Here is a 26,159-nt window from a genome sequence, read left to right on the forward strand (position 1 = left end):
ATCTCAAGCGATCGCCAAAATATGAGGATAAATCAATGAACTCAGCAGCAACCCTCATCCAACAGCTACCAGAGCTCAGCGATGCTCAATTTAAACAAAAATATTTGAAAGAAAGACAAGGGATGCACGCCTTGGCGACAATATTGCCACAAGTAGAACAGGAAAGTATGGCTTTGCGCGCCATCAAATTAGCTTTAAAAGTAAACTTAAAACTAGGCTCGAAGCTAGCAGGTACTCTCAAACCAGAATTTCAAAAAACAGCAATAAAATTAATCGAAAAAATCCCAACTTCGCCACTGCTAAAAATTCAACTGCTAGCACTAACTGGTTCCGACTGGGCAATTCCGATCCTAGTCAAAGCATTGAACCACAAACAAAGTGCCGTGCGCCTTCACAGCATTCGGGCGATCGGCAAAATTGGCTCGGAAGCTGCAGTAATTGAATTAGCCCGATCGCTCGAATCCGAAGATTCCCAAGTGCAAGCTTGGGCCGCTTGGGCCCTAGGAGAAATTGACTCGAAACCAGCAGTCACAGCACTGCTAGAAGCCCTCAACCACAAAACCTCAGCAGTGCGCGCCAAGGCTGCTTGGGCCTTGGGCCAAATGAAGCCGAAAACAGCCGTCAGAGCACTGCTTACCACCCTCAAACACCAAGACCCCGAAGTGCGCTGGCGGGCGGCGGTCAACTGCGGGAAAATTGGGGGCTCTGAGATGCTTCCCGGGCTGCTTGCCGCCCTCCGAGACACCAATCAAATAGTGCGCGCCCGGGCTGCGGCGGCTTTGGGGAAAATCGGCGACCCCGACGCAGTACCCCACTTAGTAGAATTGCTGCACGATCCCGACTACTACGCCGTTTCTTTGAGGGCTGCCGAGGCCTTGGGACAAATCGGCACGGAAACGGCTGTGGCGGGGCTGCTTGCCGCCCTCAACCATAACGACTCAGACGTGCGCGGCAGTGCAGTTTCTGCCTTGGGGGAAATCAGCAGCGAGGTGGCTGCGGTGGCAGTAATGCGATCGCTCTGGGATCGAGATATTTTCGTGCGCGGCAGGGCGGCGGTGGCCCTGGGGAACATCAATACAGGCTCAGATGCTAACTTGCAAAAAATGGTGGCTGCGGGACTGGCGATCGCGCGAGGCGACAGCGAATCCTATGTCCGGTGGAGAGTTGCTGCTGCTTTGGGGCAAATTGCTACAGAGGAGTCCGTCGCAGGTTTGGTGCATCTGCTGGGGGACGAAACCCCTGGAGTCCGTCAAAAAGCTGTTAAATCCTTGGGTCAAATTGGATCGGGTGCTGCAATTTTGGCTCTGGAATCAGCTTTAAACCGCGAAGTTGCTGACGTTCGCGCCCTGGCGGCCCAATACTTACCGGATGTTAGCGTTGAGGTAAACACTGTTGATTCTAAATCCTCAACTTCTGCAGATTTATTGGGTGAAAAACTGCCGAAAATTTTGATAGCTTCGGAAGCAGAAGCCACTGAATACATTATCGATCGCGCTGCGGGACGGCAACTCAAATACTTAATCTCGATCGGCACTCCGGGCCTACCCGAACCCAAAAGTTTTCACAAAATCCCGAACCGACTGCGACGGTTGTTAAACGACCTCGAAACCCCCATTGACGACCCCGATCTGGTTTTAGCTACACTCGATGACGTCCTCCAAATTATTGACTTTGCCCTCAAAATGTCGGCGAACTCCGGCAATTTGCTCGTCTGCTGTCAAAGTGGCATCAGCCTTTCAACAGCCACAGCTTTGACTGTTTGTGCTGCGCTGTTGGGCCGGGGTAAAGAACCAGAAGCTTGGGCCTTGGTGCTCGCGGCCAGACCCCAAGCGCGGCCGAATCGCTGGATGGTGGAATTGGCCGATGAAGCTTTGGGTAGAGACGGTAAGTTACGCGATTTTAGATGGGAAATTTGAGGTTTTAGATTCTGTTAACGGTTATTTGTTATTTGTTAACGGTTATTTGTTATTTGTTAACGGTTGTTTGTTATTTGTTAACTGTTGTTTGTTAACTGTTATTTGTTAACTGTTATTTGTTATCCCGATGAAGAGAGGATTTTATATGACATCATGTCCGAGCGATTAATAACACAAACGGACGGTTCGTATTGCGGACATGATATGACTGATTTTCTGAGGATTTCAACCACGAGCAAGCGAACTGCATTCTTGTTTTAAACCTTATTTTAGGTTTAATTTGAAGGGCGGAATGTAGGTTGAATTCACAATATTTTCAACCCGCTCCCGTAGTCGGCTGCAAGGGGAGCATCTCACTTTTGCAGCCAAGCTAAAAAATGGAGGTAGGAGACAGGAGACAGGAGACAGGAGGAAAGAGGAAAGAGGAAGAAAGAAGGAGTCAAAAGAAGTATTTTTACAAATATGAGATGATCCCGCTGCAAATTCTCTTCGCCGCCAATTCCCTTCGCCCGAAATCTCAATCTCCGGGAATTTCAAGAACTATTTTACCTGTTACAGAGCCTGTTTCTAACAGTTCGTGAGCAGCACCAGCTTGTGCTAGCGGGAAAGTTTTGCTGACATGAATTTTGAGCAAATTACGATCGCACAAACCAGCGCACTGCTGCAAAATATGAGCCTGCTGTTCCTGTTCCTCCGCCAAACCTTGCAACATCGGAGTTAACATTAATTCCAGACTAATTCGCAGATTTCGCATCCTCGCTGTTTTTAAATTCCCCAAAGCCGGATCGGGTTCCAAAATTGTTACCAAATCGCCATAAATCTTCACAGCCGGAACAGTTTGGTAAAAAGTTTCTCCCCCGACTGTATCGAAAGCCAAGTCAACTCCTTGTCCTTGAGTCCAAGTCAAAACCTCATCGACAACATCGGTATTTTTGTATAAAATAACTAAATCTGCACCCAACTGCCGTACCAATTCGGCTTTGGCTTCGGAACCAACAGTAGTGCAAACCTCAGCACCTTGCAACGAAGCCAACTGTATCGCGACGTGGCCGACACCGCCGGCACCAGCTTGGATCAATACTTTTTGGCCAGCTTGCAACCGCCCCCGATCGTACAGCGATTCCCATGCTGTAATTAAAACTAACGGTGCCGCCGCCGCCTCAACAAAACTTAAAGCAGCAGGCTTGATGGCGAGGAAACGTTCGTCTACAACGGCAAACTCAGCATAGGTACCCATCAACCCGCCCAAACCGCCATTGCAGAAAAAAACCTCGTCTCCCACTTGGAAACTTTGCACCGCAGCACCGACAGATTCTACGATTCCAGCACCGTCACACCCCAAAACGTGAGGAGTTTTTTCTGGATAAAAAGTGCCGCGCGATCGCAACTTAGTATCTATCGGATTGACTCCCGCCGCCCGCAACCGCACCAAAACTTCAGTTTCTGTTTGTATAGTAGGGGCGGGGATATCTTGTAGTCTCAGCACGGACGCGCTTCCGGGCGTTTCAAAAACGATCGCTTTCATCAGGGTTATTAACTTGCATTGTCGCCTTCACTGCTATCCTACCTTGTCCGCGCTACCCATTAGTGACAATACTTAGTTATTTTTAATAAATAGATTACCTTCAGATAACTACTATAATTGTCGAGCGGTATTAATCAATGTTCGATCGAGATTTATTTTTTTACTTTGAGATTCTTGTATACCTTCTAGGATTATCAGCGACTTTAGCTTTTGCCGGAGTGATTTATCTCAAATTGCAGCGAAGGCCTCCCAATCTGCCGCCGGCAGAGCAACCACAGCCGCCAGAATTAAACGGCGATTTACCTGCAAAATTGAAAATTCCGAAAAACTTTTGGCTTTTCCCCAACTCAAATCTGTTCCCCGTCGCTGACAGATTCTTGCGTAAAATTTTAGGTATTGTCCGCGCTCTATTATGCCCCCAGCAACAGCGCCCAACAGTAAACTCTTCACCTGTTGTGGGGCCTTGCACCAGTAAAACCACAAGTTTGAGCGTGGAGGGAGAGATGACCCAAAATCCCTCTCGCCCCCAGGCCAGCAACCAAGCCGCTGTCAGCGATTCCCCGGAATTAGATCGAGACTTGCTCGGCCACATCCTAGCAGGTACTGATGCGCCGGGAGGATCGGAATTCTTTGATACTTTAGTTCGCCACTTGGCCTTTGCACTCGGAGTTCGCTGCGCCGTGGCGGCCAAGTCGATTAAGTCGATCGAACGCAGCGATGCAATTCCCGATCGATTGCAAGTGCTCAGTTTTTGGAGCGACGGACAGCTACAGCCAAATTTTGAGTGCGACACCGCCAATACTCCCGAAACCCTAGTGTTCGAGCAGGCAATGTACTCCTGTCCAGACGGCCTGGTGGAAGCCTTCCCACAAGACCGCAGAGCGGTAGTTACAGGTTCGCGCAGTTTCGTCGGAGCCCTGCTCAAAAACTCTTACGGCGAACCTTTAGGGATTATTTGTATTTTCGACGATCGACCTTTGCTAGAAGCAGAACTCACTAAATTTCAACTAATTCTCAGCATATTTGCCGGACGCGCCGCCGCCGAATTAGAGCGGCAGCGCCTAGAAGCAGCGCTGTGCACGGTAGAAGCCAAATACTGCGCCCTCGTAGAACAAATACCGGCTGTCACCTACATTTCTCCCCTCAACCGCAGCGCTGCCAAACTTTACATCAGCCCCCAAATCGAGACTTTTCTGGGTTATTCTGTGGCTGAATGGAGGGCAGACCCTGATTTGTGGCTGAAACTCGTTCACCCAGAAGACCGCGATCGCGTGTTGGTAGAAAACGCCACACAGAAATTTAGCGAGGGGGAAGATATCTTTGGCGACGCGCCGCTGGTTTCAGAATACCGCGCGATCGCCCGCAACGGTCGAGTCGTCTGGTTCCGCGATCGAGCGATCGCAGTTCGCGATCAAGCAAGCAAATCCGTCATCCTTCAAGGCGCGATGTTTGACATCACGGAGACTAAAGTAGCTGACAGAGCCCTGTTAGAAAGCGAATATCGCTATTACACCTTGGCAAAAATCCTGCCGGTCGGGATTTTCCGCGCTGACGCGGCTGGAGATTATTTTTACGTCAACGAGCGATTTTTGGAGATGGCGGGACTGACAGTCCCACAAGCACTCGGCGAAGGTTGGACTCAAAGTTTGCACCCCGAAGACCGCGAGAGCGTTTTGAGCCAGTGGTATGGCGCTGTTAAAGACAAGTTGCCTTGTAAATTAGAGTACCGCTTTTGCAACGGCGACCGCACAACCTGGATATTTTGGCAAGCAGTCCCGGAAATTGCCAACAGCGGGGAAGTTCTCGGCTATCTCGGGACGCTGACGGATATCAGCGATCGCAAACAAGCTGAAGAAGCGCTGCAACAAGCCGAGGAGAAATACCGCAGCATCTTTGAAAACGCGATCGAAGGAATTTTTCAGACAACCCCCAACGGGTGCTACCTCAGCGCTAACCCTGCTTTGGCGAAAATTTACGGCTACGAGTCAGCCCCGGAACTGATCGCAAACATACACAATATCGATCGCCAACTCTACCTCGATCCCAACCGCCGCGTCGAATTTTTGCGCGCGATCGAAAAACACGGTTGTGTGTCTGAGTTCGAGTCCCAAGTTTACCGCGCTGACGGCACCACCATCTGGGTTTCCGAGAACGGTCGGGCGGTTCGCGACGCTGGCGGCAATTTGCTTTACTACGAAGGCACTGTCGAAGATATCACCCTCCGCAAAATAGCAGAAGAGAAGTTAGTACACGATGCTTTGCACGATACGCTAACGGGTTTGCCCAACCGAGCTTTATTTATGGATCGCTTGAGACACGCGATCGAGCTTTCAAAACGCCGTCCCGAAGTTTTGTTTGCGGTGCTGTTTATCGACCTCGACCGCTTTAAGGTTGTCAACGACAGTTTGGGGCATTTAGTGGGCGATCGCTTGCTAATCGCGATCGCGCAGCGCCTGGAAACCTGTTTGCGCGTTGGAGATACCGTTGCCCGTCTCGGCGGCGACGAATTCGCTATTTTGTTAGAAAATATCAACAATACAGAAGATGCAATCCAAATTGCCGAACGAGTACAAGCGGAACTGGCAGAGCCTTTTTACCTCAACGAATATCAAGTTTTTAGCAGTGCTAGCATTGGCATTGTTTCTTCTGGTTTACCTCCGCAGCCAAGGCAAAGCAGCGAACTATCGGACTCTGAAAATGTCGAAAATATCGATCGGGCAACTGCTTTGTCTTGCTTGTCTTCCGACTCTCCCGTTGCCAATGTCCCGTTCCAAATGTTGTACGATCGACCAGAAGAACTGCTCCGAGATGCAGATGCTGCCATGTATCATGCTAAGGGATTGGGCAAAGCTCGCCACGAAGTTTTTGACTTAAGTATGCACACTCGCGCCGTCGCCCTTTTGCAACTGGAAAACGATTTGCGGCGCGCTCTCGACTCCCATGAATTTCGGCTTTACTACCAGCCCATCGTCTCTCTAACCAGCGGTAAAATCTGCGGTTTTGAAGCGCTGCTGCGATGGTATCATCCTTTGCGAGGTTTAGTATCTCCCGGCGAATTTATTTTAGTAGCTGAAGAAACTAGATTGATTATACCTATTGGTTGGTGGATGATGCGATCGGCTTGTCATCAGATCCACGAGTGGCACCAAAAATTCCCCGCAAATCCGCCCTTGACTGTCAGCGTTAACCTTTCTAATCAACAATTTAAACAACCGGATTTAATCGATCGCCTTCGCGAAATTTTACAAGAAACTCAGCTTGACCCCCGCACTTTAAAGGTAGAAATTACTGAAGGCGTCATCATGGACAATGCCGAATCAGCAGTCGCTATCCTCGCAGAATTGAAAAATTTAGAAATTCAATTATATATTGACGATTTCGGCACAGGCTATTCTTCTTTGAGCCGCCTGCACACTTTTCCAACTGACGCTTTAAAGATCGATCGAGCTTTTGTCAGCCGCATGACTGAAGACGAAGGCAACGAAGCTATTGTACAGACTATTTTAATTTTAGCCAGTCATTTAGGCATGGATGTGATTGCGGAAGGAATTGAAACCATCGAACAGCTTAATTTGCTCAGATCGCTGGAATGCGAATACGGACAGGGATACTTTTTCTCAAAGCCAATAGACACCATCGCAGCCACACTTTTAATAGAAAGTCAACCAGTCTGGTAATTGGGAAGAAAAAAGCAGGAATAAGGGAGGATCTGTGTTTTGGATTATAGAGTTCGGTGTTGCATCTGCCCGATATCTGCGGTTTCTGGATCGATCGCCTGCATCTGGGTTTTGTAAAAAGCATTTTTTGTTTGAGTGGTGGGGCGATCGCCCTACAAATGTTCGCGCACAGGTTGTTAATTTGGGCGATCGCTCTCAAAACCCCTGCAAAACGCCCGATCGAGCCAATCTGCAACCCATCGCCTCCCCACCCGTACAGGAAAAATGCTCTAGCCCTGCTGGACAATTTTTGATTTTAGCTCTTAAAGTTGAGTGTTACCTTAACTGAGAAACATCTAAAGTTGAAAATCCTATGAGCAAATTTGTGTTTGTGACCGGCGGCGTGGTTTCCAGTATCGGCAAGGGAATTGTCGCTTCTTCCCTCGGCCGCTTATTGAAGTCCCGAAACTACTCGGTCTCGATTTTGAAGCTAGACCCCTATATTAACGTTGACCCCGGCACTCTCAGCCCGTTTCAGCACGGAGAAGTCTTTGTCACCGAAGACGGTGCGGAAACCGACCTGGATTTGGGGCATTACGAGCGTTTTACCGATACCTCCATGTCTCGCCTCAACAGCGTCACCACGGGTTCGATTTATCAAGCTGTGATTAATAAGGAACGGCGCGGCGAGTATCAGGGGAGCACGGTGCAGGTGATTCCCCACATCACTAACGAGATTAAAGACCGCATTCGCCGAGTCGCAAAAAATACCAACCCGGATGTGGTGATTACGGAAATCGGCGGCACGGTGGGAGATATTGAGTCTTTGCCGTTTTTGGAGGCAATTCGCCAGTTTCGCAAGGATGTCGGGCGGCAAAATGTCTTGTATATGCACGTGACCCTGATACCTTGGATTCCTTCGGCTGGGGAGATGAAAACTAAACCGACTCAGCACTCGGTTAAGGAGTTGCGGTCGATCGGCATTCAACCAGATATTCTAGTCTGTCGGTGCGATCGGCCTTTACCTTTGGGCCTCAAACAAAAATTGTCGGAATTCTGCAACGTACCCGAAGAATGCGTCATCACGGCTCAAGATGCCAAAAGTATCTACGAAGTGCCTCTAATGATGGAAGAAGAAGGTTTGGCAGAACAAACCATCAATTTGCTGCAACTCGAACAGCGGCAACCCGATTTGACTCAGTGGGAAACCTTAGTCAAGCGGCTTTACAGTCCCAGCCACAAGATTGAGATTGCTTTGGTTGGCAAATACGTGCGCTTGAACGATGCTTATCTTTCGGTGGTTGAAGCTTTGCGGCACGCGGCAATTGCGATCGGCTGCGACGTAAATTTGCACTGGATTAACTCAGAAGATTTAGAATCGGGAAACCTCGATAACTATCTCAAAGATATCAACGGCATTGTTGTACCCGGAGGTTTTGGGATTCGGGGAGTCGATGGCAAAATAGCGGCGATCGAATATGCTAAACAGCACAAAATACCTTTTTTGGGATTGTGTTTAGGGATGCAGTGTGCTGTGATTGAATGGGCGCGCAACACCGCCCAACTGAAGGATGCCAACAGTGCTGAATTTGACCCCACTACGGCAAATCCGGTAATTAATTTATTGCCAGAACAGCAAGATGTAGTCGATTTGGGCGGTACAATGCGACTGGGTTTGTATCCGTGTCGCGTCAACCCAGACACCCTCGCTTTCAAACTTTATCAAAAAGAAGTGATTTACGAGCGGCACCGCCACCGATACGAATTCAACAACTCCTACCGCAATCTGTTCTTAGAATCAGGTTATGCACTATCGGGAACCTCTCCCGACGGCCGATTGGTAGAAATGATCGAATTACCCAACCATCCCTTTTTCATCGCCTGTCAATTTCACCCTGAATTCCAATCTAGACCTAGCGCCCCCCACCCCTTGTTTCAAGGGTTTATCCAGGCGGCTAGCACCCAGGGAAAGCAGGATGTTTTAGAAACTGACTCTCGGGACTTGGTAGCGGGGAAAGTTGCCGGAAGTTAATCTCCTATCCTGTGCGATCGATTAGTTTTGATATATTAAGTGTCTGTAGGGACGGGTGAGTGCAGACAAATATTCACATAGGACAGATAGTCGATCGTACTCTCACCCGCCCAACCCAACAATAGAATTTAAGAGGGGTCTCATCTACCGGACATGATATCGGGCAGCATTCTTAACGACAGAAAAACCTCACCTCTGCCCTAACATAGGGTTTGGGGGGCTAGTACCCCAAGGCATAAGGGAAAACGTAAAAGGTAAAAAGCAAAAATACTTATATTTCTACTGAATTTTTTAGCTGTGATTTCAATAGTGATACCAATCTCAAAACACAATACAACGGCAGGTAGGAGGTCAATCCCCAAAATCATCTGTCATTCTCAATCTAAAATCGTTCGACTGAGCGTTAGCCGAAGTCTAAAATCTAAAATCTAAAATGGTATGAATTGTCAAACTATCATAAAATACCAGGAAACGCAGGTTTGAGGAGGGTTGTGTGGCTTACTGGAGCAAGTTTATTTATGAAAAAAATACATACATAATTGATCTTGACACTATTAGTGCTTTTTCGAGCGAACTGGATAACAAGCGCATCACATTTTGGCTGCCTAATAGCAGTCAGCCGATTATCCTGCATCCCCAAGGCAATCATGAGGCTTACAAGCAAGTTCTCGATTACCTCAAAAAAACCATCGATCGCAATTCTAGAGGTTCGTGGATAAAAATTTATTTTGACCGCAAGGAATTTGCGATCGATTTGAGTCGAATTAGCTGTTTTGTTTGCGAACAAAACGGTCGGCTAATCAGCTTTTTTCTGCCTGACAGCGCGACTAATATTATCCTCATGCGCGAAGGCAACTCAGACGATTATCAAAAAATTCAGGAATACATCAAAAATACGACGGGGCAGTCTCTGCCATGAAGAAGTCATCAGTTGTTAGTTGTTAGTTGTTAGTTGTTAGGAAAGCAGTTGTTAGTTGTTAGTTGTTAGTTGTTAGTTGTTAGGAAAGCAGTTGTTAGTTGTTAGTTGTTAGTTGGCAGTTGTTAGTTGTTAGTTGTTAGTTGTTAGTTGTTAGTTGTTAGTTGTTAGTTGTCCGTTGTTCGTTGTTATATCAAATCCTCTCTTCATTGGAATAACAAATAACAAATAACAGTTAACAAATAACAGTTAACAAATAACAAATAACAACTAACAAATAACAGTTAACAGTCAACAGTTAACAGTTAACATCATGTATAAGTACAAGCAAAATTGATATTAGTCAATCAGTTATTAGTCATTAAAGCTAGCTGCCAAGCTAATTTTGCGGCGCCGGCCATACCTGCTTGATTGCCCAATTTGGCAAGCAATAACTGCAAATCTTCGCGAGAACTAGGTAGCACCCGCCGCTCAATTTCGGCTCTAACCGCAGGCAAGAAAAACTCTGCACCCGCACTAATTCCACCGCCGATAATAATAGCTTCCGGTGTTAAAACATAAATCAGACTTGCTAAACCGATACCGAGATAGCGCCCGTAATTTTGCCAATATTCTAAAGCTTTGGCATCTCCCGACTTAGCTAAATTTGCTAATTCTAGGGGTTCCAAACCAGTGTCGCGGCGAATTGCTTGTACGGAAATGTATTGTTCCAAAGAACCGCGATTGCCACTGTTGCACTCCGGGCCTTCGGGATTGATGGCAATTAATCCTAACTCTCCTGCCGCGCCTAGATGACCTGTAAATAGTTTGCCATCGAGGATAACTGCACCGCCGACTCCTGTTCCTAATGTTAGCAATATGAGGTTTTTAAAGTGCTTTCCTGCACCTAACCAAGCTTCTCCCAATCCGGCACAGTTCGCGTCATTTGCTAATATTGTTGGCAGTCTGGTTTTGGCTTCCAACCAGTCAGCTAGGGGGACGTTATGCCAATTTTTGAGGTTAATTGCGACTCTGGCTATTCTGCCGGCGGCGTCTGCTGGGCCTGGTGTGCCGATACCGATCGCACTTACAGCATTTTCGGCAGGATTTAGTTGTAAAATAGCATCGGTGATGGCAGCTAAGACGGCTTCTGGAGTTGCGGGTTGAGGAGTGGGAACTGTTAAAGATTGGTGACAAACACCATCTTCGCTAAATCTGCCGAGTTTAATTGCGGTGCCGCCTAAGTCGATGCCGATTACTTGTATCATGAGGATTTGAGTTTGTAGTGAGGACTTCAGTTTTGTTTAGTCCTATTTGATTGCGTGAAAATTACCGACGGAAGCGGTGCTTAATTGCTAAGAATATCATGCCGATCGCCCAACTCGACCAAAATGCTAGATATAGGCAAGTTCGGCCATTCAATTTGTCCTAACTAACCGTAGTGTGGTTGGAGAGCAATTGCTTAGTTGTCAGATGCAATCGCGCTCTCAATGATACCAAGCTTTCGCCTCTCAATCTAATTTCAATTCATCCGGGCATACCTGACGCGCCGCTGCGATTCCCATCCCCAGAAAAACCTAAACCATTCCCAACAAACACCGCCTCAATCACATTCCCATATCCAACATCATCCTCAACCACCGGTAGCGGAAATCGCGTCAAAATCTCCCGCCCAATATCCCCCGCCACCTGCGACAATTCCCCGCTACCCATTCTACCAAACAAACCCAGCCTGCGCGCCAATTCCTGCAGCGAAGCCACCACATCCGCAGGGGCGGTGGATGATGCGTGCGTCTCCTCCTCAAACAATCGAGTTCCAAACCGTCGCAACCAACCAGCCAATTCACTATCTTTAAGCCGTTTTGCGATTAAAAATCCCGCGACATCCCCTCGACTCCAGCCAGCATTTACCCCTTCCAGAATTTCCATAAATTTCGATTCGTATTCCGCGTCTGTGAGGGTGGGGCGGAGGGGGGTATTTTGGGGTTTTGGTGGGGGTGCGGAGCCCCATAGGCGCTGAATTAGTTGTTTGAGGAATTGCCAAATTTTGTTTAGCATTTGTGGTATGGGGATGGGTGGGATATTTGCTATTTTAGTCTGGTTTCAATCGAGAGCCTCTGGGGCTGAATTGTTGTTTGAAACTAAGATTGATTATAATTAATTCGCCGGACATTTTATAATATATTCCTGAAGACAGATGCAGCGATCGCTCTTGTGTAACAACTGACCCATCCTTCAGCCTAAAGAAACATCGCCTTTAGCTTGCTAATTTGTTAAGATTTATACACAGATCAGGGACAGCGGGACAGGTGCAAATTTATCAGAATTGTCAGGGAAGAACCAAGCAGACGAAGAAATTATCTGAGACAATGCTTAAAAATTTCTTGCCCTGACGCTCAAAGGCAAGCAGCTCGTGAATATCGAATTATTAACAGAAAAAGTAGAACAACTTAAACAACGTTCCAATTCTAGCAAAGGAACGATCGACCAAATCGAAAACTGGTTAATCGGTTCCCACATTTTGCAGAGATTGCGGATTAATCCTTACTACGTAGCCGGCGATACTGTCAAGAATGTTAAAAGAATTACTTCAGAATTTCTGCACGGAGTAAAAGCCGGCACTTTTGACCTGCACTGGGACATTCACTGCCCGCACTGCAACATGATAGCAGACGAATTCAAGGATTTGGCAGACGCATCGGAAATGTCTTTTTGCCCGATGTGCGATCGCGAGTTTAACATTGATTTGCTCGATCGCATCGAAGTTACTTTTTCCCTCAACAAAGAAATCGAAGACCCGAAACTGCGCCCCATCTGTGCTCCCCCTCCGGTACTTCATAACAAACTGCAACTGGTAACACCTTTATGCTGCACCGCATCCGAGATAATTATCTTAGAAAGCGGTCAATATCGGTACTGCTGTCCCCTCACCTTAGCTAAAGGGATTTTAAAAGTTGAAGGCGAAGCAACCGAAGAAATACAAGAAATTAAAATCAAGCAGTTAACGGGGCCAGATTTTGACAAACAAAAGCTGACTGTGCGTCCGGGAAAAGTTAAAATCGAACTAACTAATACCGAGCACAATTTGTCCGGGCTGATTTTGCATCCCGATGAATTGCCCGAGGAATTGACATTAGAACAACTGCCCCTGCGACTGTCAGGAATGCAACTGCTTCACCACCCAGATTACAAGCGTTTGTTCGGCGAAGCAGCGATATCGGAAAGAGAGCGAGTCAAGATTCGCGCGATTACTATTATGTTTACCGATATTACTGGTTCTACCAGAATGTACGAAACCCTTGGAGATACTAAAGCATACAATATCGTGCGCGATCATTTTGAAATTTTATTTGAGTCGGTAGAGCAATTTGGCGGCAAAGTCATTAAAACCATCGGCGATGCCCTTATGGCTTCTTTTATCAGCAACGAAGAAGCAATTATGGCGGCGGCTGCTGCTGTCGCCAGTTTCAGAAAGTACAACTCTACTCGCCCGCCTGCAGAGTGGATTCGTGTTAGCGTGGGCATTCACCGAGGGACGGCTTTGCTGGTAAATCTCAATAATGCGATCGACTATTTCGGCTCTACAGTCAACAAAGCGGCTCGCATTCAAAATCTTTCTAAAAGTGACGAAGTTTCGTTTTCCGAAGAAGTTTATCACGACCCAGCTTTTTTGACAGCCTTAAAAGCTACAGGTGTGTCGGAAATTCACAAACGTGTTGAAGATTTAAAGGGAATACAAGGCCCACAAATCGCTTATACGGCGAGGATTAATACGGAATCTGTTATCGCTTTGGCTGCTGAACTAATCGCTGAAAAAAACTAATTTCTGCAGGGACGAATATATTGGTTTGCCGGCTCTTTTTGGGAACCACTTAGCAATGAAAATTTAATAACTTAAGCAATTATATCGTTTCCGGTAGCATCGGAATGATTTAACCGCAGAGGGCGCAGAGAACACAGAGGAAGACAAGAGAGAGATGAATACAGAACTATGAAGCACGGATTTGATCTGACTCGATTTTATAATTCCGATGCTACCGGATTTGATATTACTTGTTACCAGGAACAGCCTGGTAACGATTAGTATGCCCTGTTTGGCCAATCCCTCCGCTTCGCTCCGCCCAATGCCCTGTTTGGCCAATGCCCTGTTTGGCCAATGCCCGATAGTACCTCATCTTTCTGAGAAAGGCTATAGAACAATACGGTTCACTTAACATATTTATGCCCCGGAGATCCCCCTCGCATCCCCATTAGGTCGGGGGACTTTGAGAGCATTCTTGTCCCACCCCCTACTCCCCTTCTTAAGGGGGGTTAGGCAGGGTGGTTTTATTGTGGGGAGAAGAAATCTGAAACGACAGAAAGCACCGCTCAAAGCTCGCGTCTGGGACGCAAGTGTTATATTAATAAAGGTACGTAGTTGGGCTTTAGCCCTCTTTATATATACGTCTAAAGAGGGCTAAAGCCCAATTACGTACCTATTTCTAGGATGACAATAAAACCACCCTGCTTCTTAAGGGGTGTGCCAGGGAGATCGTCTTAAGTAAACCGTATTGGGCTATATATTAGATCAAAAGTATTTAACATCGTCCTACTAAATTAGCAACAATTAATGCTAGTTCAACGGGTTTCACAGGCTTAGTAATATGCCTTTGAAAACCTGCTTCGATCGCCTTTTTGCGTTCGGGCTTGCTCGCATAGGCAGTCAGCGCAATGGCTGGGATTTGTCCTCCGGCTGCCTCAGCAAGAGCTCGCACTTCTCGAATCAAGAAATACCCATCTTCCTCCGGCATGGCGATATCGGAGATCAGCACGTCGTATTTGCCGGGATTTTCAGTCAAAGCAGCCATCGCACTTCTGGCAGATGCCACCGTCACAACCTCCGCCCCGTAGCTTTCGAGCACAAATTCCAATAACTCGCGCGTATCGATGCGATCGTCTACAGCTAAAATGTGCAAGCCTTCGAGAGAAGGGACGGTATCGCTAGATGCGTCGCCTGAATTTGCAGCCAATACAGTTGGTGGGAAATCGATCGCCCCTGTCAACACTTCAGCCGAGTCTGGCAAAGGCAATCTCACAGTTATTGTAGTTCCTTTTCCCTCCCCCGGACTTTCGGCGAGCACGATTCCCCCGTGCAATTGCACCAGATTGTAGACGATCGACAAACCCAATCCCAGCCCTTGATTCGTCTTAATGCTGCTAGAATCTCCTTGGCGGAAGCGATCGAAAATATGCGGTAACAACTCCGGCGCAATGCCTTTTCCCGTGTCAGTAACTCGAAGTTGAGCGCGAAGCTCGATCGGCTCCAAGGAAACTTCCACTCGTCCCTCCGGTGGAGTAAACTTAATCGCATTAGACAGGATATTCCACACAACTTGCTGCAAGCGATCGGCATCGCCTAAAACAGTTATAGAAGTCAACTCCGAAACAATTTCAATGTTTTTGGTATCCGCTGATAGTTGAACCCCGTCGAGCGCAGCTTGCACCACTAACTGCAGATCCATCGGACTGGTATCGAGAACGAGCTTGTTGCCAGTAATCCGCGAAATATCCAGGATATCTTCGATTAACTGAGCTTGCGCCAGCGCGCTCCGCTCGATCACCTCTAGAGCGCGATCCGCGACGGCTTCCTTCAGCTTCCCGCTACGCAGCAGCTTCGCCCACCCCAGGATCGGAGTCAGGGGATTGCGGAGTTCGTGGGAGAGATTCGCCAAAAATTCGTCTTTAGTGCGGTTAGCAATTTCTGCTTCTTGGCGGGCAAACTGTTCCTGTTCCAATAACTGCGATCGCTCTGTCTCAAACTGCTTGCGAGCGGTGATATCCTCCAAAGACAGCAAAATCATTAAAGCTCGGTCTTCTCGTTCAAGTTTGCAAGCATTCAGCAGCATAGTTTTGGAGCCGATATGCTCAAAAAAATGAGTCAACTCAAAGTTTTGAAGCTGAACATCGCTCACCAGAATATCTTCCAATATCCATCGCAATTGAGGGATATTCCACTGCCCGTTTCCTAGCTCAAACAGCGAAGAGTTCGCTGTTTCTGAGGATAAAACCTGAAACGTTTCATAGAACGATCGATTTGCTTTGTGCACTCGGAAATCAGCATCTAGCGTGACTAAAGGCGTTTGCACAGTTTCCACAATAGCTTCAGCGTAGTTGCGGGCCTCCTCCAAAGTTCTGGCACTGCGTTTTAGAGCATCAATATCGATCAAAACCATCACCACGCCCTCAATCTGGTTTTCCGTTGTGCGGTAAGGGCGAATGCGGAGGTTGTACCAATATCCCGACAAAGTTTTAACTTCTCGTTCTTGCGTCTGGAGAGTATCAATTACCTCCAAAATCATCTGTTCCAAGTCAGGAACATCAAGAGTCGATCGGATGTCGCTAAAGGGTCGTCCAATATCTGTGATAATCAGATTAAAAAGTTTCTGCGCCGTGGGCGTAAAGCGTCGAATTTCTAAATTGTTTGCCAGCATTAAAACTGGGATATTGATACTAGCAAGCAAATTTGTCAGATCGTTATTGACCCGGCTTTGTTCGAGATTTCGGCTGCGAAGTTCCTCGTTAGTAGTGGTGAGTTCCTCGTTAGTAGCTTGAATCTCTTCTTTGGCCGTTTCTAGTTCCTCGTTGATGCTTTGCAGTTCCTCATTGCTGGAGAGGATTTCTTCGTTGGCAACTTTGAGGTCTTGGTTGAGATATTCCTGCTCCTGAATTAGCGATTGCAGGTGCGATCGCGCCGCAAGTTTTTCTTGGTTAGCGGCGGCAAGCGCCTGCGTCAGCCGCTCATTTTCGGGATCGGAATCACCTCGATCGCCACTTTCAGCGGTGACAGTGGAAAAGTCGATCGCCGGGGCTAAAACTTCTTCAAACAGCACCAAAAAATAGCGTGCTGCGGTGGTGTGCGACTGGAACGGCACCACCTCTATATTCACTGCAGCCGATCGCCCGCCCCATTCAACCAATACCCTTTCTTTCCTAACAGTCGCGTTCTGCGATTGTGCCTGAGAAATTGCGGTGCGAAGCTCCACAAGCAAGCCTCCCCTTGCCATTGTCAGCAAGTTTAAGTCCGGCGTTCCGGCTACCACTCTAAAGTAAGGATCGATATCTCCCCGCACTTGCAGGATTTTCATCTGCTCGTTAACAAGCACGCTGGCTGGGGCATAGCGATTCAAAATCAGTTGGTCAGTTTCGCGATCTAAGTCAAAATTATCGATCGAATTGTCTTCATTCATTCTCTGTTCTCGAACAGCTTTAGCGACGGGATATAAACTCGGCACCAAGGAAAATGTGGGACGAGACACCGTGAAGTTTTTGGCATAAATTTTATACTTTTTATCGACAGAAGTAAACAAATATGAAAATTTTCCCGTACTTTCAGAACTGCCTAATAACAGAAAGCCTGCTGCGTTGAGACTGTAATGAAAAATCGGCATCACTTTTTTTTGCAGCGACTCTCCCAAGTAGATCAGGACATTGCGGCAGCTAACTAAATCGAGATTGGAAAAAGGCGGATCGCTGCCTAAGTCTTGTCGCGCAAATACACACAGTTCGCGGACTGCTTTGCAGATTCTATAACTACTTCCTTCTTCGGCGCGAATAAAGAAGCGATCGCGGCGTTCTGGTGAAACGTCTACCATCTGGTTTTCTGAGTAGATGGCAGACCTCGCTTTGCCGATCGCCGTCTCGCTGATATCTGTAGCAAAAATCTGAATCGGGGGCGAAAGATCCCGATCGCTCAAAAACTCTAACAAGCAAATGGCGATCGAATAAACTTCTTCACCAGTGGAACATCCCGCCACCCAAATCCGAATGGGAGCGTCTGGCGATTTATTTTGGGTAATGGCGGGGAAAACCAGCTCTTTTAAATTTTCAAAGGCTTCGGGATCGCGGAAGAAACTGGTAACGTGGATCAAGATTTCTTCATACAAAGCTGTGACTTCAGCCGCATTTTGTCGCAGGTATTCGGCATAATCATCGAGGTTTTCGAGCTTGTACAATACCATCCGCCGCTGGATGCGCCTCGCGATCGTTGTGGGTTTGTAGTGGCTAAAATCAACGCCTGCGGTTGATTTTAGCAGGGCAAAAATAGTTGCCAGGGCATCTCCCGGTTCGGGCGATTCTTCAACTTTTGCTAGGGAAATTGTGGAAGTTAGAAGGCCGCTGCCGCTATAGTTTGCCAGTTCCTCGGCAATTTTTTCCGGCGGCAGAACAAAATCGACATTCCCTGTAGCGACAGCGGTATTCGGCATACTATCGAATTTTGCCGTGTCTTGACATTGAGCAAAAGTCATGCCTCCGGCTGCTTTGATTGCCTTGAGCCCTAGGGAACCGTCTCCGTCTCCCCCGGATAATACTACGGCGATCGCCTTGTGGCCGCGATCGGTCGCCAATGAGGTAAAAAACGCATCTCCCGGCATATATTTGCCATAAATCTTCTCGCGCGGGGATAGTTGCAGCACGCCTTTACACAGCACCATCTTGGTGTTGGGCGGAATAATGTAGACTTGATTCGGCTCTACAGCCATGCCGTCTTTTACCTCACTAACAGGCATTTTCGTCTGTCTGGCGAGAATCTCGGTTAGCAGACTTTTGTGATCCGGGGCTAAATGCTGAATCAGCACAAACGCCATACCCGTATCTACCGGCAAATGGCTGAGTAACCCCGTGAATGCTTCGAGCCCTCCTGCTGAGGCGGCAATCCCGACAATGGGAAAGGGGGCTTCAGTTTCGGCTAATTGTTGGCTGTCGAGGGCGGCTGGGGCGATCGATTCTGCTGGTTTAATTTCAGGGGAAGATTCATTAGAAGTCATAATTTGAATTCCTCGACTTCAGCTAATCAGTAGCATACTTTTGTAAGCCGACCACTGAGTAATTTGTACTATTTTTATTTTAACTTAAATTGTCGGTATTCTCCCTATTTCTTAAGGATTGAGGAGGTATTTATAACTATTAGATATAGCGGTTATCAGAACAAGCGGGTAGGAAGCATCTCAGTTTTGTATTTGAGCGCGCGATCGTCCCCGCTCGCGAGTAAAATACGCGAGCGTGTACGCTCGCATTATAATAAAAAAAATACTTCTTGCAAAACACAAATGCTCCCGATCCGGTATGCAGATACTCTGTACGGTCGAGCTTTTCATGTCAAAATTAATACCTAACTTTTTTGATTAAGGCTATATTTCCAAAACTTCTAATTTTTGATATATATTAGATCGTTTCCGGTTGCATTGGAATAATAAAATCGAGTCAACAGTCAACAGTCAACAGTTAACAATCACCTAACGTTACAAATAGATATAAACCCGGTTTCTAAGATTTACGCAAGGGGGAGAAACCGGGTTTCTTAGAGTTTTTGATTGGGTGACGATAAATATAGATAGAAACCAGATTTCTGAGATTTACGCAGGGGAGAGAAACCCGGTTTCTACGACTTTTTGGTTGGGTGACGATAAATATAGATAGAAACCAGGTTTCTGAGATTTACGCAGGGGAGAGAAACCCGGTTTCTACGACTTTTTGGTTGGGTGACAATAAATATAGATAGAAACCAGGTTTCTGAGATTTACGCAGAATAGATATCTCGCTCTCGATCGCACAATTAATTCCCACGATTTACCGCAACCGACCACAATTTATGTCATAGTTGTAAGGAAAAACTTATTAAAGTCCAATAGCCCTACCTTCCCAAGTGGGCGATAAAAGCTTAAAATAGGGTGTTCTGAACAGAAAGTAGGGGGTATGGGAGCAGGTTCTCAGCCCGAACGATGGGACAACCAAATAGGCCCTAGGGGGGATAGCATTTAAGCGATTTCGTGCGTAGTTTCTGAATATGGCAGCCGCCGACGAAAGTATACAAAAAACACGATTTTTTAAGTATTTGGGCCCAATTCCTACCATCGCTCTAACAGGGTACCTAATCCCTAAGATTGTTTCACAATTTTAGCAACTCAAACTGCTATAAATTAACCTCGATTATATTTTTTCAAGCTGATCAGATTAATTAGCTGCTAATCGGCGGTACTTAAATGAACTTAATTAACGAAAATACATGGGGATCGATCGCCCCAAGTGCGATCGACTTAGAACTCGAAGCTAAAACCGATGCCCCTTTTCCGATCGTCGGAATTGTGGCCTCTGCAGGAGGGTTGGAAGCATTCATCCAGTTGCTGATCCACTTACCCGCAGATACCGGCATGGCATTTGTGCTGATCCAGCACCTAGCGCCGGATCGCCACAGTTTGCTGGGCGAAATTCTTGCCAGAACCACGCAAATGCCCGTGCGCGAGGTGGAAGACGGCATCGCCGCAGAACCGAACCATGTCTACATCATTCCGCCGAATACCAAGCTGCGGCTGCAGGAAGGAAGGCTGAGACTGATGCCGAGGGAAAAGATTTTTGGCAAATATATGCCGGGAGATGCGTTTTTCGAGTCCTTAGCACTCGATTGGGGACAAAAAGCCATCGCCGTAGTTTTATCGGGAGCCGATGGAGACGGCGCTCTGGGGCTGATCGCCATCAAAGCAGCCGGAGGCGTGACTTTTGCTCAATGCGAAGCAACCGCAAAATTTGACAGTATGCCCAGTACCGCCGTCGCTACAGGCAGTGTAGACTTCATTCTGCCGCCTGAAGCAATTGCGCGGGAACTGGCAAATCTCAGCCACCACGCCTTTCTCGCCCTGCCGCTTCCCGTGGTTAACACTGAGGAATTTCCCGAACCTGGATCGGCCCTGGCGACGATTTTTGCGCTGCTCCAATCCAGTACAGGCGTTGACTTCAGCCACTACAAACCGGCCACCCTGAACCGGCGGATGCAGCGGCGGATGCTGCTGTACAAGCTGGAACGAGTGGAAGATTACGCTCAATATTTGCTGGATCATCCGGCGGAAGTCAGAGCTTTGTATGAAGAAATCCTGATCCACGTCACGAGTTTTTTCCGCGACTTAGAAGTTTTTCAACGCTTAAAAGAACAAGTTTTTCGCACAATTACCCAAAATAAATCAACAGAGGCTCCGGTGCGGATTTGGGTGGCTGGATGTTCGACTGGTGAAGAAGTTTATTCGATCGCCATTTGCTTGTTAGAGTATTTGGGCGATCGGGATCTTTCGCTGCCGATCCAAATTTTTGCCACAGATATCAGCGAAGGGGCGATCGGCAAAGCTCGGTCTGGTTTATACACAGAAAACCAGATGTTAGGCGTTTCACCAGAGAGACGCACTCGCTTCTTTGTCTCCGTAGAAGGAGACCGATATCGCATCAGCAAAGCAGTCCGCGAACTGTGCGTATTCGCCCGACAAAACTTAGGCATCGACCCGCCTTTTTCTAATCTCGATTTGATTAGCTGCCGCAATGTACTGATTTATTTAGCAGAACCTTTACAAAAACGAGTTTTATCGATTTTTCATTACAGTCTCAACCCAACAGGCTTCTTGATGCTCGGCACTTCCGAAAGTACGGGGAAATCTTCGGACTTATTTAATTTAGCCGACGGCCAGTCGAAAATTTATGCCAAAAAGTTAACGGCGACTCGTCCCCGACTGTCCTTTGCAACAAGTTTCTCTCCCCTCAACCAAATAGAAAATTCCCAGCGAATGAATCCAAATTTTGCCAACAGCTTTGACTTGGGACGCGAAACAGACCAATTGATTTTAACTCGCTGTGCTTTTGTGGGGGCGGTGGTCAACGACCAGATGGACATTGTGCAACTGCGGGGAGATACCAATCGCTATTTGAAATTAACACCCGGAACGCCGAGTTTAAATTTGTTTGCAATGGCGGTTTCAGGATTGTCTCTGGAACTTCGCACGGCTATTTATCAAGCGCAAACTCAGAACGTGACGGTGAGAAAAGAACGGGTGAGGCTGCAAGAGGGCGAATTCACGAATTTTGTTAATTTTGAGGTGATTCCGTTCCAACCTGCGATCGCTGAAGTGCGCTATTTTTTGTTAGTGTTTGAAGAAGCTTTACCCCCAGCGCTCGACCTGGCTGACGTAACTTTTGACAGCGTAGAACCAAACGATTTGGAACGGGAAATAGTGCGGCTCAGACAGGAACTGGCCACCGCCAACCAAGACAAAACTGTGGCTCAATTGCACCTGCAAGCGGTGGTAGAGGAGCAAGAAAATCTCAATCAAGACCTGAGAGTTGCTAACGAAGAAATTATTTCGAGCAATGAAGAACTGCAAAGCATTAACGAAGAACTAGAAACTGCCAAGGAAGAAATTCAGGCGACTAATGAAGAACTGATTACCACTGTTGAGGAACTTCGCACTCGAAATCTAGATTTGCAGCAGGTTAATAACGATGTAACTAATTTGCTGGCAAGTATCAGTATTCCTATTTTAATGCTGGCAAACGATTTGCGGATTCGCAGCTTTACGCCGATGGCGCAGCGGCTGTTCAATCTGATTTCTACGGATGTCGGGCGCCCGTTTAGCGACATCCGAGCCAATCTGGAAATTCCCAATTTAGAAGCGATGATTTGGGAAGTGCTCGATACTCTCAATACCAAAGAACAAGAAGTGCAAACTGCATTGGGACATTGGTACGCCCTCCGCATTCGTCCTTACCGTACAGCGGAAAACCAGATTGAGGGTGTGGTGATGGTTTTGATTGATATTGACGATCTCAAACGCAGTGCTGCAACCCTAGAAACAGCCCGCAACTATGCAGAAACAATTGTGGAAAGTGTGCCAACTCCTTTAATCGTGCTGGATGCTAGTTTCCGAGTGAATACCGCTAATCGATCGTTCTACGAAACGTTTAAAGTTTCATCTTCAGAAACCGCCCAAACTTGTTTGTTTGAAATTGCTGACGGGCAGTGGAATATCTCGCAACTGCGAGGTATGTTGCAAGATATTCTGCTTAATAATGTGGAAGTTGAAAATTTTGAGGTGGAGCAGGTTTTTGAGCGGCTAGGGCCGAAAACTGTGCTGCTAAATGCTTGTAAAGTTGAGCCAGAAGAGAGGGTTTCGATGATTCTGCTGTCGGTGGAGGATATAACCGATCGCAAGCAGTTTGAGACAGAGCGATCGCAGTTATTGGAGCAGGAAAAGTGGGCCCGCCAACAAGCAGAAATTGCTAACAGAGCTAAGGATGAATTTCTGGCGAATCTCTCCCACGAGCTCCGCAATCCCCTGACTCCGATTCTAGCGTGGGCGCAAATACTCCGCACCGGAAACTTGAAAGAAGCAGCCACCGATCGCGCCCTAGATGTGATCGAGCGCAGCGCTATGACGCAAGCTCAGTTAATCGAAGATATTATCGATATTTCGCGGATTACCAACGGTAAGCTTCAACTCAATATTAGTTCGATCGATCTGGCTTCTGTGGTGCAAGCTGCGATCGATGGGCTGCAATTATCAGCGGAGGCCAAAAACCTTGAAATTGTTTCGCAGTTGACTTCTGTAACTGTCTTGGGCGATGCCGATCGCTTGCAACAAGTTGTGTGGAATATCTTGTCTAATGCGATTAAGTTTACTCCACGGGGGGGACGAGTGGAAGTTGCTTTACAGGCGATCGGCGATCGCGCTCAAATTCAAGTCACCGACACGGGAAAAGGGATGGCGCCGGAGTTGTTGCCGCACATTTTCGATCGCTTCCGCCAAGGAGATTCTAGCACGACTAAGACAAATCAAGGTCTGGGATTGGGTTTGTCGATCGTCTACCATCTCGTGGAATTGCACGGGGGAAGGGTGCAAGCGGATAGTCAGGGGGATGGAAAAGGAACTACAATAACTGTGAGATTGCCCTTGCGAGGCTCCCCTGAAGATATTGCACGGCTAAACGCTTTAGAGTCGGCTGCACTGTCAGAGTCTTTGAACACTTTAGGCGATCGTGTCCCTTCTTTAGAAAATTTGCAGGTTTTAGTTGTCGATGATGAAGCTGATACCCGCGAGCTCTTAAAATTCGTGCTCGAAAGCTACGGCGCGGAGGTATTGACGGCGGAATCTGTCAAAGTAGCGATGGCTGCTTTGACGGAAAATCCCGGCAGATATGACGTGCTGATTTCGGATTTGGGAATGCCCGAAGAAAACGGATATTCTTTAATTCGGCAAGTGCGAGCTCTGGCTGCAGCAGCCGGAGGAAAAATCCCGGCGGCGGCGCTGACTGCGTATGCGAGCGAGCCAGAGCGCGAAAGGGCGATCGCAGCGGGTTTTCAAACACATATTGCTAAGCCTGTGAAGCCAGTTCAAATAGCATTAATAGTGGCAAATTTAGCAGGAAAATTTTAAGCAATGTGGAGATTAGATTCGGCGGTTTTAACCGCCGTCTAATCTTTTTTTTCTTCAGTCCGCGGAGGCGGACATCGTTTGTGTAGACGCGGTTTCAACCGCCGTCTAATCTCGGACATCGTTTGTGTAGACGCGGTTTCAACCGCCATCTTATCTAAAAACAATTGCCAAAAAGAGCACAAGATGAGACAATACAAAAAAATATAGAAATTCGGGAGTTATGATTCTTGGTAAGTATTAAATGTCGGGATATTACCTTCTCAAATATTCAAGCCATAATCTTTGACAAAGACGGCACTCTAGAGGATTCTCAGGAGTTTTTGAGACTTTTGGGGCTTAAGCGATCGCGCCTCGCAGATGCTCAAATTCCCGGCGTTGGAGAGCCTTTACAAATGGCTTTCGGCATCGAAAGCGGCAGCATTGACCCCACGGGTTTGCTAGCCGTGGGCAGTCGCAGAGAAAATGAGATTGTGGCGGCGGGATACATTGCGGAAACTGGCAGGGGATGGTTGGAATCTTTAACTATTGCGGGCCGCGCTTTTGATGAAGCGGACGAAATGTTTAAAAATGCGTCATCTTCTCCTATGTTTGTCGGCAGTTTGGAAGTGCTGAAATATCTTTCGGAAGCTGGTTTAAAGCTGGGAATTTTGTCTGCTGCTACGACGGCGGCGGTGCAGAAATTTGTGAAAACCCATGAATTAAGCGATTGGATTCAGTTAGAAATGGGTGTGGATTCCACGGAACTTAATAAACCAAATCCGAGATTGTTTTTGCAAGCTTGTGAACAACTGGGAGTAAATCCCGCAGCGACGTTGATGGTGGGAGATTCAACGGGTGATATTCAGATGGGTCAGAATGCGGGGGCGGCTGGCTGTATCGGGATTTGTTGGGGAAATGCTTTGGCTAGTCATTTGGAAAAGGCTGATGTGGCGATCGCATCTTTGGATGAAATCATAATTGTAGCAGAGTAGGGAAACGGCATTGCCGTCTCCTCCAAATCAGGCCGATGGTAGGGAAACGGCATTGCCGTTTCCCTACAAACAACGCAAACCGAGAATTACGATATCCCTTTCAACGCCATCAAGTTCGGTGACTTGCGGCAGATATCCCCACTGCTGAAAGCCAAATTTCTCGAACAATCTTAAACTCGGCTGATTGTGGGCAAAAATCAGGCCTATCAGGTTTTTAAGTTGCAATTCGGGACTCCGCAGGATTGCCGATTGCAATAATTTTTGTCCAATTCCGCAGCGTTGGCGATCGGGCGAGACGTAGAGGCTAACTTCTGCTGTATGCTGATAGGCGGCGCGTCCGTAGAAAAGCTGAAAACTCAGCCACCCCACAATATTTTGTTCTGATTCCATTACCCAAATCGGCCAGGTATTGGGAGAATGTTCTCTGTACCACGCGAGGCGACTTTCTACTGAAACTGGTTCTAAATCTGCTGTGGACATTCTGCCCGGTATTGCTGCGTTATATATTTGAACAATTGCTGCTAAATCGCTTTCTACTGCGGATCTGATTTTCATGGTTTGGTTGACTGTTAGGTGTTAGCTGTTAGTTGTTAGTTGTTAGTTGTTAGTTGTTAGTTGTTAGTTGTTAGTTGTTAGTTGTTAGTTGTTAGTTGTTATAGCAATCCTAAATCATTTGTTAATTTCTTACTCCCTCCCCGAACTCGCGGAGAGGGTTGGGGTGGGGTAAAAATATTTACGACTCCTGCAAGGATTGCTATAGGTGTTAGTTGTTAGTTGTTAGTTGTTAGGCGTTAGCTGTTAGCTGTTAGCTGTTAGTTGTTAGGCGTTAATTGTTAGTTGTTAGTTGTTAGCTGTTAGCTGTTAACCAATAACCAATAACCAATAACCAATAACCAATAACCAATAACCAATAACCAATAACCAATAACCAATAACCAA

The 26,159-nt window shown here is 47.1% G+C and carries 13 protein-coding genes and 1 pseudogene; 8 read left to right on the plus strand and 6 right to left on the minus strand.

Features of this window, described 5'->3' with window-relative positions; genetic code table 11:
* Window positions 1-35: 35 nt before the first annotated feature.
* Complete coding sequence (locus QUA97_RS15445; RefSeq protein ID WP_333195152.1) at window positions 36-1,916, plus strand: HEAT repeat domain-containing protein; 1,881 nt, start codon at window positions 36-38, stop codon at window positions 1,914-1,916.
* Window positions 1,917-2,433: 517 nt separating this feature from the next.
* Here the strand turns inward: QUA97_RS15445 and QUA97_RS15450 are convergent.
* Window positions 2,434-3,441, minus strand: a complete 1,008-nt coding sequence (locus QUA97_RS15450; protein ID WP_194070199.1) for a zinc-dependent alcohol dehydrogenase family protein — start codon at window positions 3,439-3,441, stop codon at window positions 2,434-2,436.
* Between the two features lie 137 nt (window positions 3,442-3,578).
* Here QUA97_RS15450 and QUA97_RS15455 point away from each other — a divergent pair, with 137 nt between their 5' ends.
* The 4 genes from QUA97_RS15455 (at window position 3,579) to QUA97_RS15470 (ending at window position 10,048) form a co-directional block, all read left to right on the plus strand.
* Window positions 3,579-7,118 (plus strand): sensor domain-containing protein, encoded by a 3,540-nt coding sequence (locus QUA97_RS15455; protein WP_333195153.1) that lies wholly within the window; start codon window positions 3,579-3,581, stop codon window positions 7,116-7,118.
* A 56-nt stretch (window positions 7,119-7,174) separates the two neighbouring features.
* Entirely contained in the window at window positions 7,175-7,411 is a 237-nt protein-coding gene (locus QUA97_RS15460) for a hypothetical protein (protein WP_333195154.1), read from the plus strand.
* 59 nt (window positions 7,412-7,470) lie between these two features.
* A complete protein-coding gene (locus QUA97_RS15465; RefSeq protein ID WP_333195155.1) occupies window positions 7,471-9,129 on the plus strand; it encodes a CTP synthase in 1,659 nt (552 codons plus the stop codon).
* A gap of 493 nt (window positions 9,130-9,622) precedes the next feature.
* The gene (locus tag QUA97_RS15470; protein WP_194070191.1) at window positions 9,623-10,048 is read left to right on the plus strand and encodes a hypothetical protein; all 426 of its coding nucleotides are present in this window, start codon (window positions 9,623-9,625) and stop codon (window positions 10,046-10,048) included.
* 344 nt (window positions 10,049-10,392) lie between these two features.
* On the opposite strand, the gene QUA97_RS15475 is transcribed toward QUA97_RS15470, so the two are convergent.
* Window positions 10,393-11,292 carry an ROK family protein gene (locus tag QUA97_RS15475; protein ID WP_194070189.1) on the minus strand — a complete coding sequence of 300 codons (900 nt, stop codon included), beginning with the start codon at window positions 11,290-11,292 and terminating at the stop codon, window positions 10,393-10,395.
* Window positions 11,293-11,551: 259 nt separating this feature from the next.
* Window positions 11,552-12,082 (minus strand): hypothetical protein, encoded by a 531-nt coding sequence (locus QUA97_RS15480; protein ID WP_333195156.1) that lies wholly within the window; start codon window positions 12,080-12,082, stop codon window positions 11,552-11,554.
* Between the two features lie 355 nt (window positions 12,083-12,437).
* On the opposite strand from QUA97_RS15480, the gene QUA97_RS15485 reads away from it, so the two are divergent.
* Entirely contained in the window at window positions 12,438-13,847 is a 1,410-nt protein-coding gene (locus QUA97_RS15485) for an adenylate/guanylate cyclase domain-containing protein (protein WP_333195157.1), read from the plus strand.
* Between the two features lie 754 nt (window positions 13,848-14,601).
* Here QUA97_RS15485 and QUA97_RS15490 read toward each other — a convergent pair.
* On the minus strand, window positions 14,602-18,828 hold the full coding sequence (locus tag QUA97_RS15490) for a chemotaxis protein CheB (protein WP_333195158.1): 4,227 nt from the start codon (window positions 18,826-18,828) through the stop codon (window positions 14,602-14,604).
* Window positions 18,829-20,043: 1,215 nt separating this feature from the next.
* Between QUA97_RS15490 and QUA97_RS15495 the strand changes: the two genes are divergently transcribed.
* On the plus strand, window positions 20,044-24,249 hold the full coding sequence (locus tag QUA97_RS15495; protein WP_333195159.1) for a CheR family methyltransferase: 4,206 nt from the start codon (window positions 20,044-20,046) through the stop codon (window positions 24,247-24,249).
* A gap of 227 nt (window positions 24,250-24,476) precedes the next feature.
* Window positions 24,477-25,220, plus strand: coding sequence for an HAD family hydrolase (locus QUA97_RS15500; RefSeq protein ID WP_333195160.1), 744 nt, complete (start codon window positions 24,477-24,479; stop codon window positions 25,218-25,220).
* 63 nt (window positions 25,221-25,283) lie between these two features.
* On the opposite strand, the gene QUA97_RS15505 is transcribed toward QUA97_RS15500, so the two are convergent.
* Window positions 25,284-25,775 (minus strand): GNAT family N-acetyltransferase, encoded by a 492-nt coding sequence (locus tag QUA97_RS15505; protein ID WP_333114479.1) that lies wholly within the window; start codon window positions 25,773-25,775, stop codon window positions 25,284-25,286.
* A 306-nt stretch (window positions 25,776-26,081) separates the two neighbouring features.
* A pseudogene (locus tag QUA97_RS28315) lies at window positions 26,082-26,159 on the minus strand (D-galactonate transporter); the annotation flags it as partial.

Origin of the sequence: Microcoleus sp. CZ3-B2 (genome assembly GCF_036705055.1) — a bacterium.
GTDB lineage: Bacteria > Cyanobacteriota > Cyanobacteriia > Cyanobacteriales > Microcoleaceae > Microcoleus.